This window comes from Bacteroides pyogenes DSM 20611 = JCM 6294 (assembly GCF_000428105.1).
In the GTDB taxonomy this organism is placed as follows: Bacteria; Bacteroidota; Bacteroidia; order Bacteroidales; family Bacteroidaceae; genus Bacteroides; species Bacteroides pyogenes.
Genome location: NZ_ATZH01000014.1, coordinates 17,832 through 35,559, shown reverse-complemented (window position 1 = coordinate 35,559; position 17,728 = coordinate 17,832). Strand labels below are relative to the sequence as shown.

General features: G+C 45.8%; 14 protein-coding genes and 1 pseudogene. 4 read left to right on the top strand and 11 right to left on the bottom strand.

The window, feature by feature from the left end:
- Positions 1-87 precede the first annotated feature (87 nt).
- The 3 genes from dnaA to C234_RS0104685 all read right to left on the bottom strand — a co-directional run bounded on the left by dnaA (position 88) and on the right by C234_RS0104685 (position 4,020).
- The gene (gene dnaA / locus C234_RS0104695) at positions 88-1,500 is read right to left on the bottom strand and encodes a chromosomal replication initiator protein DnaA (protein ID WP_021646433.1); all 1,413 of its coding nucleotides are present in this window, start codon (positions 1,498-1,500) and stop codon (positions 88-90) included.
- A gap of 353 nt (positions 1,501-1,853) precedes the next feature.
- Positions 1,854-2,747: an MlaD family protein gene (locus C234_RS0104690; RefSeq protein ID WP_027324827.1), complete on the bottom strand. Its 894-nt coding sequence runs from the start codon at positions 2,745-2,747 to the stop codon at positions 1,854-1,856.
- 4 nt (positions 2,748-2,751) lie between these two features.
- Entirely contained in the window at positions 2,752-4,020 is a 1,269-nt protein-coding gene (locus C234_RS0104685; protein WP_027324826.1) for an N-acetylmuramoyl-L-alanine amidase family protein, read from the bottom strand.
- A 139-nt stretch (positions 4,021-4,159) separates the two neighbouring features.
- On the opposite strand from C234_RS0104685, the gene C234_RS0104680 reads away from it, so the two are divergent.
- The 4 genes from C234_RS0104680 (at position 4,160) to C234_RS0104665 (ending at position 9,928) form a co-directional block, all read left to right on the top strand.
- Positions 4,160-5,053 (top strand): bile acid:sodium symporter family protein, encoded by an 894-nt coding sequence (locus C234_RS0104680; protein WP_027324825.1) that lies wholly within the window; start codon positions 4,160-4,162, stop codon positions 5,051-5,053.
- Between the two features lie 72 nt (positions 5,054-5,125).
- Positions 5,126-6,490 carry a purple acid phosphatase family protein gene (locus C234_RS0104675; protein ID WP_027324824.1) on the top strand — a complete coding sequence of 455 codons (1,365 nt, stop codon included), beginning with the start codon at positions 5,126-5,128 and terminating at the stop codon, positions 6,488-6,490.
- A gap of 108 nt (positions 6,491-6,598) precedes the next feature.
- Positions 6,599-7,135 (top strand): HDIG domain-containing metalloprotein, encoded by a 537-nt coding sequence (locus C234_RS0104670; RefSeq protein WP_021646438.1) that lies wholly within the window; start codon positions 6,599-6,601, stop codon positions 7,133-7,135.
- A 90-nt stretch (positions 7,136-7,225) separates the two neighbouring features.
- Positions 7,226-9,928, top strand: coding sequence for a putative LPS assembly protein LptD (locus C234_RS0104665; protein WP_027324823.1), 2,703 nt, complete (start codon positions 7,226-7,228; stop codon positions 9,926-9,928).
- 388 nt (positions 9,929-10,316) lie between these two features.
- Here the strand turns inward: C234_RS0104665 and C234_RS0104660 are convergent, their stop codons facing one another.
- The 8 genes and pseudogenes from C234_RS0104660 to C234_RS0104620 all read right to left on the bottom strand — a co-directional run bounded on the left by C234_RS0104660 (position 10,317) and on the right by C234_RS0104620 (position 17,657).
- Entirely contained in the window at positions 10,317-10,898 is a 582-nt protein-coding gene (locus C234_RS0104660) for a LemA family protein (protein ID WP_021646441.1), read from the bottom strand.
- Positions 10,899-11,024: 126 nt separating this feature from the next.
- Complete coding sequence (locus C234_RS0104655) at positions 11,025-11,930, bottom strand: TPM domain-containing protein (RefSeq protein ID WP_027324822.1); 906 nt, start codon at positions 11,928-11,930, stop codon at positions 11,025-11,027.
- 72 nt (positions 11,931-12,002) lie between these two features.
- Positions 12,003-12,965 (bottom strand): alpha/beta hydrolase, encoded by a 963-nt coding sequence (locus C234_RS0104650; RefSeq protein WP_021646443.1) that lies wholly within the window; start codon positions 12,963-12,965, stop codon positions 12,003-12,005.
- Between the two features lie 16 nt (positions 12,966-12,981).
- Positions 12,982-13,728, bottom strand: a complete 747-nt coding sequence (locus C234_RS0104645; RefSeq protein WP_021646444.1) for a shikimate dehydrogenase family protein — start codon at positions 13,726-13,728, stop codon at positions 12,982-12,984.
- A gap of 64 nt (positions 13,729-13,792) precedes the next feature.
- A complete protein-coding gene (gene ubiE / locus C234_RS0104640) occupies positions 13,793-14,530 on the bottom strand; it encodes a bifunctional demethylmenaquinone methyltransferase/2-methoxy-6-polyprenyl-1,4-benzoquinol methylase UbiE (protein ID WP_021646445.1) in 738 nt (245 codons plus the stop codon).
- Positions 14,531-14,545: 15 nt separating this feature from the next.
- Positions 14,546-15,487, bottom strand: coding sequence for a phosphoribosylaminoimidazolesuccinocarboxamide synthase (locus C234_RS0104635; protein ID WP_021646446.1), 942 nt, complete (start codon positions 15,485-15,487; stop codon positions 14,546-14,548).
- 182 nt (positions 15,488-15,669) lie between these two features.
- Positions 15,670-16,635, bottom strand: a pseudogene (locus C234_RS15830) (PhoH family protein); the annotation flags it as partial.
- A 344-nt stretch (positions 16,636-16,979) separates the two neighbouring features.
- Complete coding sequence (locus tag C234_RS0104620) at positions 16,980-17,657, bottom strand: DUF5715 family protein (RefSeq protein ID WP_027324821.1); 678 nt, start codon at positions 17,655-17,657, stop codon at positions 16,980-16,982.
- Between the last annotated feature and the right edge of the window lie 71 nt (positions 17,658-17,728).

The following is a 17,728-nucleotide window of genomic DNA, read 5'->3' as shown; positions in this document are numbered from 1 at the left end:
ATTCCGTCTTTCTTCGATATGAATAAGCCGATGGGGGATGCTGTGAAAAGTTAGCAGGCATGTGTTTGCAGGTAACGGCTGCTTCAACTATCCTCTTTTCCGTAACAAACTTTCGATTTCTTTGACCTCTGCTTTAAAGCTTTTGTCTACCTCCAGCTGCCCTTTTACGGTTTTGCATGCGTGGAGTACGGTTGCATGATCTTTGTTTCCAATGAATTTTCCAATCTTTGATGTAGAGAAGTCTGTGTTGCTTTTGGCCAGATACATGGCTATCTGTCGTGCCTGCACCACTTCTCTTTTTCTGGATTTTGTATGTATGGCAGCCAATTCCAAGCCAAAATGCTTGCATACGACTTTCAGGATATCATCGATGGTGACGGCTTTCGTTTCACTGTGTACCACGCCTTTCACTATGTGTTGAGCCAGCTCCAGATCTATTTCCTTGTTAAAGATTGTAGAACGCGCCATGATGGCGATGACAATTCCTTCCAGATCTCGTACGCTTTCGTTGACATTCTCTGCAATATAATCGATGACTTCGGGTGGGAACTCTAGACCGTCACGATGTATTTTGTTTCGCAAAATATCTTTTCGCAATTCTACAGTCGGCTTTTCGAGTTCGGCCACCATTCCCCATTTAAAACGGGTAAGCAATCGTTCCTCCATTCCTTGCAACAGCACCGGTGCACGGTCGGAAGTCAAAATCAGCTGTTTGCCGTTTTGGTGCAAATGATTGAAGATGTGGAAGAACGTATTTTGAGTTTTAGTAACGCCCGCAAATTCTTGAATGTCATCAATGATCAGAACGTCGATTGTCTGGTAGAAATTGATGAAATCATTAGTCGTATTGTTTCGTACCGAATCGGTGTATTGTACCTGAAATAAGTGTGCGGAAACGTACAATACTCTTTTTTCAGGATAAAGCTCTTTGATTTTCGTACCAATTGCATTCGCTAAATGAGTTTTTCCGACTCCGGATGCTCCATGCAGGAACAAGGGGTTGAACGCTGTTCCCGCAGGATTTTGTGCAACGGCTTCGGCTACGCTTCTCGATAGTTTGTTGCTGTATCCTTCAATGAAAGTCTCAAAATTGTAATTTGGATTTAAATGCGGATCCAAATCCTGAACGGCGGGGGCTTTCAGGAAGTTCGGCGCTTTATTGAGATTGGTACTGCTTTTAGGGGAAACAGCTATGGAACGATTGCTTGCTTCGAGATTTATAGTCTGATTAGGAATCGAAGTTTTGTCAACCATGACATTATACATTAGCTTGGTGCCCTCACCAATAGCTTTATATAACGTTTTTCGTAACAAATCTACAAATTTCTCCTCCAGAATTTCATAAAAGAACTGGCTTGGAATCTGTACGATCAACGTTTTGTCCTCATATTTTAATGGGACGATAGGGGCAAACCAAGTATTATATGTTGTCTCGGGAACATTGTCTTTTATGATCGTAAGACAGCGGTTCCAAAGCACAACATGATTTGATTCAATCATAGTGACTTTAGTACATTTATTTAGTTAAGCGAAACTTCTACGTTTTGCAAATTTGGGAATCTTATTTGAGAAAAACAAATCCATGTTTTTCTTGTATTTCTCGTTCGACTAATAATCCGTTTACATTCAGTGACTTATGCTTTTATATATGAAGGGTGTAAATTAACGGACTATTGTATCTTTATAATAGTTTGATTATCATTTATTTAATCCTTCTATATCTTTTGTGTTTCTTATTTTAATCAGCTTATTTTAAAGACGCATCTTGGTTTATAGATGCATGTTTCAATGATTTAAAATTCTTTTAGTTTACTCTTTCTTATTTAGATGTAATCTAATTTATTCTATTTTTCTTATTTCCCTTTTTTGCCGAAAACGGAAAAATGGACATAGCGTTTCGGGTGCAATTTTAAATCTTCCAGTAAATCGGCTGCATTTTTACTTGTCGCGCTAAGGTTGTTGTATAAGGATGCGTCATTCAGAAGAAGGCCGAGTGAATTATCTCTCCTTTTCAGCTTTTCTGTCATTATTTTTACATCGGCCAATGTGTCGTCTACTTTTTTGAAAGTCTCGGCGTAATTTATATCTTTCAGGTTATTGCTGATAGCGATAAAATTATCGCCGATAATATTAAGTTTACCTGTAAGTTGGGGAATGTCGTTGTTCATCAAACTTTTTATTTGTGTGCTGACTACAGCCAAATTTGCGGTTGTAGCTTCCATGGAGTGAAGAGTGGCAGGAATACTTTTATCATTTACGATAGAATTGAGGGATGTTAGTATGGAATCCAGCTTAGGAAGCATGCTTTCTATTTGAGGCATGAGTTTCGATACGCTTTCTACCATACCGCTATTTAATATTCCGGGTATCGTATCACCTACGGAATGTTTTTCACGCAGGTTGTTGGCCATAAGGATATTCATTCGCACGCCACCCATCAGTTCGGGTACTAACTCGGCCATACTGCCTTTCGGAATACGCAAGTCATTATCTAATTCAACTTGCACGACTACATTTCCGGGTTGTAGGTGATCGTAGGATATGTCACGGACAATACCTACCCGAACCCCATCAGCAAACACTGCGCTGGATTTAGTCAGCCCGTTCACGTTTTCAAATTTGGCATAAAAATAACTTGACGGTTGAAACATGTGTATACCTTTCAACCAATTAATTCCATAAACGATTATGCATAATGCGATGATCCCGGCCAGACCTATTTTTACTTCTTTCGTAATATATTTCATGTTTTTATTTATTTCTGCTTTTCTTGAATTCAGCGATTGCTTCATTGATATTTATCTTCTCATTACCTCGAAAGGCTATGATAAATGCATCATTGAATAATGTAGCAATACTTCGTTTGGTGCGTAATACTTTGTTGTAGTCAGGTGATGCGCCGTATGTGTATTTGTAAATGCCTTCCTCTTTGTAATAATCAACATCTTTCAACCCTTTTAGTCGCTTGTCGTTTTGGGATAACGGTTGTCTAGAAGTCAATATTTGCAATTTAAATATGATTTCCGGTTCTTTCTTGCTTTCTATTCTAGTGTAAGATTCTGTTGTTTGTTCGGAAGTTTGAGATAGCGGTGTTGTGTCTGCCGTTAATTCCATTTTTTGCCTGTCATCAATCTTTCCCTTATTTTCCTCTTTAATTTCTGTTATTGGAGAAGGTGTTTCTGATTTTGTATTTCCCGGTTCGGTGGGCACTATTGTTTTACTGCTTCCGGTCAATCTCAATTCATGTTCTCTTTTATAGTTTAAGAAAGCATAATAAATACCTTTAGCCATTTCGTTGATTCCGTTTGATGAGTTCAGATAACGTTCTTCTGTGGGTGTGGAAATAAATCCCAATTCTATCAATATACTGGGCATGGCACTCGCCTTTAATACCAAAAAACCGGCTTGATGCACTCCTCTATCTATTCGACGGCACGAATGGCGGAACTGTTTTTGTACCAATGAAGCCAAATGTACGCTCTGTGCCATATATTTGTCTTGCATGAATTCGAAAATAATATATGACTCGGAGGAGTTTGGATTGAATCCTGCATATCTTGTGCGATAGTCACTTTCGTATAAAATTACCGAATTTTCCCGTTTGGCTACTTCCAAATTTGCTTCTGATTTTGCGAGACCGAGTGTCCATGTGGAAGCCCCTTGAGCTGTTCGGTTATTGGCTAATGCATTGGTATGTATTGAAATAAAGAGATCGGCTTTTGCGTTGTTCGCTATTTCGGCTCTTCGATTAAGTGGAATAAAAACATCTTTTGTCCGGGTATAAATAACTTTTACATCGCTGCAGTTTTTTTGTATGAGTCCACCTAATTTCAAAGCTACATTCAGGTTGATGTTTTTTTCTTTGGAAATTCTGCCGATAGCTCCCGGGTCATGTCCGCCATGTCCGGCATCAATGACTACAGTGAAATCTTTCCCCCATAAGTTTCCATTATATCCGGGCGACATGAGCAACCCCAAAATAATGGATATATATACTATGTAGGACTTTTGCATTCTCATAATCTCAAAAATGATGATGCAAATGTAGTAGAATTTTGTAGAAAACTCGTGATTTACCATTAAGTTTTGAGTTTTTTTCGGTTTGATGATAGTTTTTCTTTGAAATCTCCGTACTTTGCATTCAAAAAACAATACTGCAATGCTTAAGCTCTTGAAGAATTGGACACTGCCTCTTGCCATGTTGCTAGGTGCCATAGGCTATCCTTTGTTTATTACTTTCTCTTTTTTAACTCCATATCTTATTTTTGTTATGCTGTTGCTTACTTTTTGTAAAGTATCGCCTCAGGATATAAGAATCAAGCCTTTACACGGATGGTTGTTGCTGATTCAGATTGCCGGAGCATTAATCGCCTATTTTCAGCTTTGTCGCGTCAATAAAATTTTGGCCGAAGGAGTGATGGTTTGTATCATTTGCCCTACCGCTACAGCTGCTGCGGTGGTTACATCGAAGTTGGGAGGAAATATAGCAAGCGTTGCCACATACACATTGCTTGGCAATATCGGAGCGGCTATTGCAGTTCCTTTATTTTTCCCTTTGGTTGAAGTCGGAATTGATGTTGGTTTTTGGAGTTCTTTTTTGATTATCGTAGAAAGGGTGTTCCCTTTACTTATTTTCCCTTTCTTTTTGGCCTGGCTCTTACAGAAGTTCCTTCCGAAGCTTCATCGCTGTTTGCTGGGATATCATGATTTGTCTTTTTACCTTTGGGCCGTTTCATTAATCATTGTTACTGCTCAAACTACACATTCATTAGTGAATGAGCCTGCCGGCGGGTTCACGGAGATTATGATTGTAACAGGTGCCTTGGTCGTATGCGGTCTGCAATTCTTCCTTGGGAAAATGATTGGAAGCGCTTATAACGATCGCATCAGTGGTGGACAGGCCCTAGGACAGAAAAACACGATTTTGGCTATTTGGATGGCGCATACCTATTTAAACCCGCTGTCGTCTATTGCCCCCGGTTCATATGTATTGTGGCAAAATATTATTAACAGTTGGCAACTCTGGAAGAAGAGAAAAATAGAAAAAGGTTAAATATAGAACAAGTGTTCCGATTTTTGGAACATAATTTTTTATCTTTGTTTTTGCTTAAAGGACGATATTGTGATGAAAAAAAGAACAAAAATAATTGGGGGAATAATCTTGCTTTTGCTGATAGTTAGTGTCGCTATTTGTAAAAAAAGATGGAAGGCATGGTTCGAAAATCTTCCTGAGATACGCTATGTGCTCACTGACGAACCGCAACGTGTGCTTCTTACTTTTGGAAATGATGGCGAACTTTCTCGTAATGTCAGTTGGGTATGCGGCGGCGTCTCGAAACAGGCAAAATTGGAATATACGAAAGTCGGATCGGGAGATACCGTTTGGGTGGATGGATATTCCAAATTCTTCAGGACATTGGGCGGCTTTTGTTATGCCAATTGGGCGAAATTCGGGAAACTTGCGTATGGAGCTTCATACGCTTACAGGGTTTGGAATGATTCTGATGTTTCCAAATGGTATTCTTTCTCTACACAGCCCGACTCGACAGATTATTTTTCTTTTGCCTTTATCGGAGACGTGCAAGATACATTGCGTGGTAAAACACGCGAGTTTATGGAAAATATACGCCATCGTTATCCCGATACCGACTTCTACATGTTTGCCGGCGATTTTGTGGAACGTCCGATGAATTGCTATTGGGAGGAAGCCTACCAAAGTATAGATTCGATTGCTCCTTGCAAACCTGTAATGGTTTCTCCCGGCAATCATGAATATATTAAAGGTTTGACACGTGTTATGGAAAAGCGGTTCGCGTATGCTTTTTCTTATCTTCTCGATTCGCGTTACAAGCGGAATAATGTGTATGCGATAGATTATAAAGACGCTACTATTATTACACTCGACAGTAATCGAGATGCTTGGTTTTTGTTCTCACAACGAGAGTGGTTGAAAAAAACGCTGAAAGCTTCGGATAAAAAGTGGAAAATAGTGATGTTTCATCATCCGGTATATTCCATTAAAGGGAAAATGAACAATCTTCCGGTGCGCTGGATGTTCGATTCGTTGCTTCGGGAGTACGGGGTTGACTTGGTGCTTCAGGGACATGAACACAATTATGCCCGTATGACAAACAAGAAAAAGAATGGAGAAATGACTGTACCGATCTATCTGGTAAGTCATGCTTCGCCTAAGGAATACCGTTTAAGATTTAACGACAAATATGACCACTTTGGTACGAATCACCGTTTCTACCAAATGATTGATGTGAAAGGTGATACGCTCCGCATGAAAGCCTTTTTAGAAGATAACTCTTTGTATGACGATGTGGAGATTATAAAAACAGCTTCCGCCCCTGTTCGGGTGATAGATAATGCCCGCCATATTCCTGAAATATTGGAGCAGCCTTGGTTGAAAGGGCGGAAAGCGAAGAAGTTTTGTGAAGGAGTTGAGCGCTGGAAAAAAAGAAAAGAGTTTCGTGCAAACAGATAATAATGAGAACTGTTGGGGGTGAATATCGTAAATTTTAGTAATATTGCAAAGAATATTCATTGAAGTGATTGGAATGTTCATTTATGTATACGAAAAATAAACGATAAAATGAGTCCGGTTCAACTGATTGACAAGTATTACCCGCAAGAGAATGAATTGAAACATATTTTAGTAGCGCACAGTGCTGCTGTAGCCCGGAAAGCACTGTCGATGGCGGAAGCGCATCCCGAACTTGCTTTCGACCGCCGCTTTGTCGAAGAAGCCGCCTTGCTCCACGATATCGGTATATTCCGAACTCACGCTCCGGGCATACATTGTGAGGGCACTTACCCGTATATTTGCCACGGATATTTAGGGGCCGATTTGCTGCGTGAGGAGGGACTGTATCGCCATGCGCTTGTTTGCGAACGGCATACGGGAGCAGGACTGTCGCTGAAGGAGATTATTCAGCAAGAACTGCCCGTACCTCACCGGGAAATGCTTCCTGTGAGTTTGGAAGAACAGCTGATTTGTTTTGCCGATAAGTTCTTTTCGAAAACACATCTCGACAGGGAAAAGACAGTAGCTCACGCACGGAAAAGTATCGAACGGTACGGAGAGGAAGGATTAGCCCGTTTCGACAGGTGGTGCTCGCTGTTTCTATAGCACTAAAAAATAATTAAATAACACAGGTTCTCACGTATTATTGGTGAAGATTGTGTACTTTTGCCACTTCAAGCGTAAACTTATGAGTTAATGACGTCGTTGAAAGCGAAAATACTTACATCATTTATACTGTTATTTGTTTTGTTGTTTCTTCCCGATAAGGCCGCATCTCAGCGACCGAGAAGAAGAGTGACAGGCTCCGATGCCGCGCAAAAGGATTCTCTTTCAAGAACCCCGACGGCTAAATCGGACACATTGCGCATTGACTCCGTTACTCCCTTTTCTAAGAAACAGCCGCTTGAAGCTCCCGTTATCTACGAATCCACCGACTCTATGGTCTTTACTCTCGGGGGGACCGCTACACTGTATGGAAGCGGAAAGGTAAACTATCAGAAGATAGAGCTGGCAGCCGAAGTGATTTCGATGAACCTCGACAGCAGCACAGTGCATGCTTACGGGATAGAAGACTCTACCGGAGTAATCAAGGGAAAGCCGGTGTTTAAAGACGGAGATACGTCGTATGATACGAAATTGATAAGTTACAACTTCAAGAGTAAGAAAGCGGGGATCAGTGACATCGTGACTCAGCAGGGCGAGGGTTACGTCACCGGTAAAAAGGCAAAGAAAGGAGCTAATGACGAAATATTCATGGAGGATGGACGCTACACCACTTGCGACCATCACGATCATCCTCACTTTTATATGCAACTCACAAAGGCGAAAGTCCGGCCCAAAAAAAATGTGGTGACGGGACCCGCTTATCTTGTTGTCGAAGACGTCCCTTTGCCTATAGCCGTGCCTTTTTTCTTCTTTCCTTTTTCCAGCAGCTATTCTTCGGGATTCATTATGCCCACTTACATGGACGACTCCAACCGCGGGTTCGGATTGGCGGAAGGGGGATACTATTTCGCCATCAGCGACATGATGGACCTGAAGTTTACGGGAGATATTTTTACGAAAGGTTCCTGGAGATTATCCGGACTGACCAATTACAACAGAAGATACAAATATTCGGGAATGGTGCAAGCCGATTATCAGGTGACCAAGACCGGTGATAAAGGTATGCCCGATTATGCCGTGGCGAAAGACTTCAAGGTAGTATGGAGCCATAGGCAGGATCCGAAGGCAAGCCCCAACACTACTTTTTCCGCCAGTGTGAACTTTTCGACCAGCAGTTACGAGCGTTCCAACATCGGCAACTTGTACAACGCTCAGGCGATGACTCAAAACACAAAAACATCGAGCATCAGTTATTCCCGCAGCTTCCCCGATATCGGGCTGACGCTTTCGGGAACCAGTAATATTGCGCAGACCATGCGCGATTCATCTATAGCGGTCACCTTGCCCGACTTGAATATCACACTGAATCGCCTGTTCCCTTTCAAACGCAAGAAAGCGGCAGGAGCGGAACGTTGGTATGAAAAGATCTCGGTGAGTTACTCCGGACGTTTTACGAATAGCATCCGCACCAAAGACGATCGGCTCTTTAAAGCCGGAATCAGTGATTGGGAGCACTCGATGAACCATAATATTCCCGTCAGCGCCACGTTCACTTTGCTGAAGTATATCCAGTTGTCTCCTTCGGTGAATTACACGGAACGCTGGTACACCCGTAAGGTTAATCAGACTTACAATCCCGAGAAAAACGCTTTGGATCCTGCCTTGAAAGATACGATCAACGGTTTTTACCGGGTAGCGAATTATTCGGCAAGCCTGAGCATGAGCACCAAACTATACGGTATGTACAAGCCTCTTTTCATGAAAAAGAAAGAGATGCAGATCCGCCATGTGTTCACTCCGCAGGTAAGCCTCAGCGGCGCGCCGAGCTTTAGCAAATACTGGAAAGAGTATACCGACAACAACGGCATGACGCAATACTACTCTCCTTTCAGCGGGCAACCTTACGGAGTTCCCTCACGCGAGGGCTCGGGGACGGTCAGCTTCTCGGTTTCGAACAATCTGGAGATGAAGTATAAAGACAAGAACGACTCGATTCAAAAGGTAAGTCTGATCGACGAGTTGGGGGCCAGCATGTCTTATAATATGGCAGCCAAAGAAAGACCGTGGAGTGACTTGAGCATGAATCTTCGATTGAAGCTGCCAAATAACTATACCTTTAGTATGAACGCCTCATTCGCTACATACGCTTATGCTTTCGACAAGAACGGGAATGTGGTGACGAGCAACCGTACCGAGTGGTCGTACGGACGATTCGGACGATTCCAAGGATATGGCTCTTCGTTCAGCTATACTTTCAACAACGATACCTGGAAAAAGTGGTTCGGCCCGAAAGAAGAGGAGGAGAAAACCAAAAAGAAACCCGGAGAGGAAGACGACGAATCGGAGGATGAGTACAAGGAGGAAGAGGTAAAGACTAAAAAGGTCAAGAAGGCGGAATCTGATCCGGACGGCTACCAGGCTTTCAAGATGCCCTGGTCATTGAATGTCAGTTATTCGTTCAATATCCGTGAAGACCATTCGAAGCCTATCAACCGACATTCAATGAGGTATCCTTATACTTATACGCACAATATCAATGCAAACGGTAATGTGAAGATCTCAAACAAATGGTCGATCTCGTTCAGCTCGGGATATGACTTTCAGGCGAAAGAGATTACTCAGACCTCCTGCACCATTTCCCGCGACTTGCACTGCTTCAATCTTTCCGCCAGCCTTTCCCCGTTCGGACGCTGGAAATACTACAATGTGATGATTCGCGCCAATGCAAGCATTCTGCAAGATTTGAAATACGAGCAACGCAGCCAGACGCAAAGCAATATTCAGTGGTATTAATTTCTTTCAACCGACTCATATTGCCTTTACTCGCGATACTCGTTTTCGGGAGATTTACGCTTATTTCTCCCATAAACGATAAAAGGTTATTGCCTGAAAAGACCGTATTTCCCTAAGAGATTTTTCGTATTCGAACGAACGCGGAATTTTTTTCTTACGCAAACGCGACAGCTTTCTTAGGCAGATGCAATATGCCATATACTACATCCCCTCCTGTCGTTTTCTTCGCATCGTGCCGGTTTATCTCAGAAATCGGTAGTAATGTCGCAGAAAATAACAGGAGGGGATGTTACAGGAAAAAGAATATTCTTCGAGCCGATGCCTTAGGGTTCTGCTTTAAAAACTTTTTTCCGGCAAAACCTCTCAGTCCATCGACACAGATTATCGTTTAAAACTCTACTTTAGGCGCTTTTTCCGATCCGGCTTCCGCTTCGAAATAAGCCTTCTTGTCGAATCCGAAGATACCCGCAAAGATGTTTTTCGGGAAACGGCGGACGGCTGTGTTATACTCTTTGGCGGTATCGTTGAAGTTTTTGCGGGCTACAGTGATGCGGTTTTCCGTACCTTCCAACTGTGCTTGCAATTCGAGGAAGTTTTGGTTGGCCTTCAGGTCGGGATACCTTTCGCTCACGGCAAGCAGTTTGCCCAATGCCGATGTCACCTCTCCCTGAGCTTTCTGGTATTCCGCCAGCTTTTCCGGTGTCAGGTCTTTAGCTTCCACTTTGATTTGCGTGGCTTTGCTGCGAGCTTCTATCACGCCTTCCAGTGTCGATTTCTCGTGTGCGGCATATCCTTTCACCGTGTTCACGAGATTGGGTATCAAGTCGGCCCGGCGCTGATACTGTGTTTCTACATTCGCCCACTGGTTGCTTACTTTCTCTTCCATGGTTACCAATCCGTTGTAAGCGCTGATAGCCCAGATAACCAAAACACCTGCTACGACTAAAAAGATAATAGTTGACTTTTTCATAATTCTTTTGCTTTATAGTTTCTACTCGTTCATCGTTTTTTTAATGATATAGTGTGATAAAGATTTGTTCTTTTTTTATTCCCGCCGTTTCTATTGCGAAGTTTCCCTTTTATATTTTCTGTCCGTTTAAAATCGTGAGCCGGCACCTCCGCCTCCGCCCATTCCTCCACCGAAACTTCCACCGCCGAATCCTCGCCCGCCACCGAAGCTTCCTCCTCCCAAACCTCCGATGAAAGGTCCTCCGCCTCCGCCCCGGTAATTACTGTCATAGGTTTGCCGACGTCGGACGATCGTATGCCCGCAATTGCCGCACGTATATGTGATGTCCTCCGCCTTTATTCCGTTGCTGCGCGAAACGATTCGCGAACCGCTTCTCTGCAACCGGTGTTTTCCGCAGTTGGGGCAGCGGCTTTCCTTCCATGCGGCGAATAACGAAACGCCTATAGCTATGGCCATGAATCCGAATACGATGAGAATGATGCCCATTGCGCCGTCCTCCGATTCGTTTTCCGTATCGTTTTCCATCGAACCGTCGAGACGACCGCAGGTAGCTACGACTCCCGCCACCATTCCTTCGTCCCATTTCTTGTCTTTCAGATAAGGAATCATGTATTGTGTCTGGATTCTTTTGCAGATGGCGTCGGGGAGAATCCCCTCAAGCCCGTATCCGGTATAGAACTGGATACACCGCTGATCGGTCACCAGCAGGATGACCAGCCCGTTGTCTTTCCCTTTTTTCCCCACTCCCCACCGGTTCAGCAGTTCGTGAGAGAAATCGAAACATTCCGCTTCCCCGATGGAAGGAACTACCGCCACTACGGTCTCGATCCCTGTTTGTCGCTCCAATGCGTAAAGCCGGGCATCTATCGTGTCGCAGGCCGCTTGCGAAAGAATTCCTTCGGGGTTGCACACATATTTCATTTTGTTTTGCAGATGAACCTTCGGAAGATTGTCTACCGTATATATTTTCTCCTTTGCCTGTAAGGGAAACCACAGGAAAACGGCACATATCAGAGTGAGGATTGATTTCATACGAATTCGTTTACTTTTGCAAATATAGCAACTTTTCGGAAACTCGTTCCATACTCCTTGTGTTATTCGGCATCATCGGACGTGGCGATCGATAAAGCCGCGCACTTTGCGGGTATATTCTTCGGGGTTTTCCTGATAGGAAACCGCATGCGCGGCTCCGGGGACAATCCAGAGTTCTTTCGGTTCGCATTTGGCTTCGTACAGCGGATATACCATCCGAGTGGGGACGTACCTGTCCTTGTCGCCGTGTATGAAAAGCATGGGAAGCTTACATCGGGCGACCTGCTTCAGCGCCGAAGCCTCTTTAAAGTTCCATCCGTATAAGATATCGCACAGCCGGCTTGCCGTGTGGAGGAGGGGGAAAGGGGGGAGGCGGAAACCTTCGTCCAGCTCTTTGGCAAACTGATCCCACACGTCGGTATAGCCGCAATCTTCCACATAAGCCTTTACGTAAAGAGGCTGCCGCTCACCCGATACCATCATCGTCGTAGCCGCTCCCATCGAAATACCGTGTACCACCATCTTCGTGTCCGGGCCATACAGGCGGTCGGCCACATCCATCCATTCCATTACATCCAACCGGTCTTTCCATCCCATTTGGATGGCATTCCCGCCGCTTGCTCCGTGATATTGCAACTCGGGAAGCAGGATGTTGAACCCTAAATCGCGGCTGTACAGATAGCCGATCATCATCATGCGCATGGCATTGTCCGTATATCCGTGCACAATGACGGCTGTGTTGCGCGTGGGGCGTGCCGCGCGCACATAGTATGCATGCAGCCGGATACCCTCTTTGTTGGTGATGAACGTATCGCGCAACGCTTCGGCTTGCTTCAGGCTGTCTGTCCATGACTTGTAAAACGGATAGCGTTCGGCCATGAACAAGTCGGTAGAATCGTTCTTTTGCTTGATTTGCCGGGAGGGCGTCAGCGCATACCGAATCAGGTACCAGCTTCCCCCGCCCACAAATATCAGTACGATAACCGACAGACTTAGTATAAATTTCAAGAGCGATTTCCGCGATTTCTTTCTCATTCCGTCTCCTTTCTTTTTATTTTTGCCAGATTTCCCAAGCTGCGAAAGCCTGTAGCAAAAGCATTTCCAGCCCGTTTTTAGTGACAGCCCCCTTGGCTTCTCCCTTCTTCATGAAAAGCGTGGTATTGGGATTGTAGAGCAAATCGTACAGCAAATGGCTCGGTGTGAGGTGCTCGTAAGGAATGTCGGGACAGAAATCCACTTTGGGATACATGCCTACCGGCGTGCAATTGACGATGACGGTATGCTCCTGTACGATTTCGGGAGTCAGTTCCTCGTAGGTCAGCGTCTTTTCCGTTTTCTGCGTGCGAGAGACGAACGTGCTTTCGATGCCCAGTTTTTTCAGTCCGTGGAAAACCGCTTTGGCAGCTCCGCCCGTTCCCAGAATCAGCGCTTTCTTATGATGAGGCAGCAATAGCGGCTGGATAGACTGGACAAATCCGATAATGTCTGAATTATAACCGACCAGCCTTGCTTTCTTTTTCGGTTCGCGGATGAGTTTAATTACATTGACGGCTCCTATTTCGGCAGTGTCCGGATCGAGCCCGTCGAGAAAAGGAATCACCTGCTCCTTGTACGGGATGGTGACGTTCAGCCCCCGCAGGTCGGGATTATCTTCGATTACTTTCATGAAATCTTCGATGCGGGGAATCTCGAAGTTCACGTACTCCGCGTCGATTCTTTCGGAATTGAATTTCTCGTTGAAGTATCCGATAGAGAACGAATGCCTCAGGGGATACCCTATTAAACCGTATTTATCCATCGTCTTAGTGGTTGCGCAAACGGCGGGATATTTTGTCTCCTTCGGCCGATTTGCTGGTTGTCTGTTACTTAGTAGCCGTATAAAGAGTGCAGATGCCACCGGTGAGCCGCCGGAAATTCACTTCCCTGAACCCGGCTTTGCCGATTACTTCTTTCATGATTTCCCCTTGGGGGAACACCTTGATCGTGTCCGGCAGATAATGATACGCACTCTTGTCTTTAGAGAGAATTTTACCCAACAGCGGAATCACAGCCTTCGAGTAAATCGCGAACAGTTGCTTCATCGGGAAACGGTCGGGGGTGGTGAGCTCTAAGATAACCAGATGCCCCCCCGGTTTCAGCACGCGGCACATCTCCGAAAGACCTTGGTCCAGATCTTCAAAGTTACGTATCCCGAACGCCACGGTAACGGCATCGAACTCGTTATCGGCAAAAGAAAGGGAAGTGCAATCTTCGCGGACGAACGATATTGTATCCGCCAGACCTTGCTCCTTCGCCTTTTGGCGCCCCACGTTCATCATGCCTTCCGAAATGTCTGTGGCTATCAGTTGCCGGGGGCGCAGCTTGCGACAGGCAAGGATGGCGAAGTCGCCCGTTCCGGTAGCCGCGTCCATGACGCGTTGCGGGCGGAAGGGGCGGAGCCATGCGATGGCTTTGCGGCGCCAGCGGCGGTCGATGCCTAATGACAAGGCATGATTCAGTCTGTCGTAAGTTCGTGCGATGTTGTCGAACATCCGTTCCACTTGCTCGCTCTTTTTGCCCTCTTTGTCGTAAGGCTTGATATGTTGTTGCGGGTAATCCATGGTTGCCGCTTACGTTTATTTCAAGTATTGCAGAACGTTTTTCTCTATCCGTTCGGCGATGTTTCCCGTGTCTTCTTTTACAAACTTCTCGCCGGTAATGTTCTCGAACAGCTCGATGTATCGTTCGCTGATGCTTTGCACAATGGCCGGAGTCATTTCGGGAACCTGCTGCCCTTCTTTCCCCTGGAATCCGTTTTCCATCAGCCATTCGCGGACAAACTCCTTCGAAAGCTGCTTCTGCGGTTCGCCTTTTTCGAAGCGTTCGCGGTAGCCGTCGGCATAAAAATAGCGGCTGGAGTCGGGAGTATGAATCTCATCCATCAGGTAGATGGTTCCGTTGTGCTTGCCGAATTCATATTTCGTATCTACGAGAATCAGTCCCCGCCCGGCGGCAATCTCCGTTCCGCGTTTGAAAAGCGCCAGCGTGTATTTCTCTAAAGTGGCGTACTCTTCGGGAGTAGCCAAGCCTTGTCTGAGGATTTCCTCTTTCGAGATGTCTTCATCGTGCAGTCCCATTTCGGCTTTGGTGGTGGGTGTAACGATAGGTTCGGGGAACTTCTGGTTCTCGCGCATGCCTTCGGGCAACTTAACGCCGCAAATTTCGCGCGCCCCGTTCTTATACGCTCTCCACGCGCTTCCGCACAGGTATCCGCGCACGATCATCTCTACCGGGAACCCTTCGCACAAAACGCCGACCGTCACCATCGGGTCGGGAGTAGCCAGCTTCCAGTTCGGGCAGATGTCTGTCGTGGCGTCGAGAAACTTCGCCGCAATCTGATTCAGCATCTGTCCTTTGTATGGAATGCCTTCGGGTAGCACCACGTCGAACGCCGAAATACGGTCGGTTGCCACCATGACGAGTTTCTCACCGTTGATGTTGTACACATCGCGCACTTTTCCGTGATATACGCTTTTCTGTCCCGGAAAGTTGAAATCTGTTTTTGTTAATGCTTTCATCTTTATTTATTGTTAGACGGTTTTTCTGATTTGTTGTTTCGGCTCTTTGCAGCTTCCGGCGCCGGATTCTCCTGCTGCGGTTTTTCGCGTTTGCCACCGCCTTCGGAAACATCCTTCCGCTCCGTTTCGTTCCGTTTCTCTTTCCCGTCCGCTTTGCGCGGCTCCGCATCGCTTTGTGCCGTGCTCTTCGCTGCCTCTTTCGCCGCTTTCACCTCTTTGTCGAATTTCTCGTAAGCGTCTACGATGCGTTCCACAAGCTTGTGGCGCACGATGTCTTTTTTCCCCAGTTCCACGAATCCGATGCCTTTCACTCCTTTCAGGATGCGCAGCGCCTGTATCAGACCCGACGTTTGAGAGGTGGGGAGGTCGATTTGCGTCATGTCTCCCGTTATGATCATCTTCGTATTCATTCCCATGCGGGTGAGAAACATCTTGATTTGTTGCGTAGTGGTGTTCTGCGCTTCGTCCAGAATGACTACAGCATCGTTCAGCGTGCGTCCTCTCATAAAAGCCAGCGGAGCTATCTGGATAATGTTGAGTTCCATATATTCTTTCAGCTTGGCGGCGGGAATCATGTCTTGCAGCGCGTCGTAAAGCGGTTGCAGGTACGGGTCTATCTTTTCTTTCATGTCGCCGGGAAGGAAACCGAGTTTTTCTCCGGCTTCGACGGCGGGACGTGAGAGGATAATCTTTTTGATTTCTTTGTTCTTCAGTGCGCGTACCGCGAGAGCGATTGCGGTATATGTCTTTCCCGAACCGGCGGGACCGATGGCGAACAGCAAGTCGTTCTTGGCGAATCCTTCCACCAGTTTCATCTGGTTCTCGCTTCGGGGAATGATGGGTTTGCCTGTGACACTGAACACGATGACGTTTCCGCTTTGCTCCGCCTGCGGCGTATTTCCCTTGATGATGTCGATGATTACCTCCTCTTTCAGCGAGTTGTATTCGGCACAGTACTTTTCCAGCTTGGTGATATTTTCTTCGAAGGCGCACATCTCTTCCTCATCGCCCAGCACTTTGATTACATTTCCGCGTGCAACGATGCGCAGCTTCGGGTATAAAGCCTTTATCAATTGTATGTTGGTGTTGTTCACTCCATAGAAGATAACGGGGTCGATATCTTCAAGGACTATCAGTTTTTCTATCATTGAGTTGTATTAAAGAAAAGTTTCTGCAAATTTAGTGAATCGTTTTCGTATTCTTAGACTTTGGAGACGGAATTTTGCAGATTGCGTTTCCAAAATAGTGTTTGTGTATGACGTGCGGTGCGTTTCCGCTACTTTGCGGCAGTGCTTTGCCGGGGAGGAGCTTAGGGTTTCTTCTTAGCGAGCTTCTGTTTGATTCCGGCAGAGCCTCTGTTTCGTTCCGGCAGAGCCTCTGTTTCGCTCCGGCAGAGCCTCTGTTTCATTCCGGCAGAGCTTCTGTTCCGCCTGAGCAGAGCCTCTGTTCCATTCGCCGGGATATGCCTCCGTGAAAAACACTTGCCGTAAAATTACCGGGCCGTGATGTGGAAGCACCCTTGCTTCAATTCGTATTTTATGTAGCATTTGCCTGCCTGCCGCAAATCTCGCAGCACTTCCGAAAGGACGAGCTTCAGCGTATCGGGGCCGACATCCTGTGTGGGGCGACCGTCTTCATCTTCTATTTTCTTGAACCGCTTCCAACTAACATCGAAAGTCGCGCCGTAACAGTGTGCCGAATTTTCCGATGAATTCACATTCCGGCGGCGCAGGCGCTTTACATCCTCTTTGGTGCGCAGTACGGAAGTCACGATTATCCGGTTTGGATTGAGCCCCTTCGCGTCTAAGGAGTCGATGAAGCGCGCGCCGATGGTATCGAGAAGCGCTCCGGCGCGCGGTATGAGATAGGGGATGGAGTGCGTCAGCGAGTCCACTTCGTAATATGGGTTGCCCGTGATATGCACCAGCTTTCCTTTCATCCGGGCGGCTTCCTTGCGATCGGCCAAGGGGCGGATGCCGATGGCCTGCGCCACGTTCAGGTGCTTTTCGTTCATGTCCGGGAACGAACGCTTGTAGCTGATTACGCCCCGGATATTGCGCGGATGATTCAGTTTCAGCGACATGTCTTTCTTTTTGCAGCTTGCCGCGAAGGCGATGCACCCGGCAATCAGGAAGAAAAAGAGTGAGTAACGAGGTATGCGGTGATTCATTGCCACAAGTTTATGTTTTGTCTGCAAAGATAATGTTTATTGCGTAAGGAGCGTAAAAGAACCCGAACGTT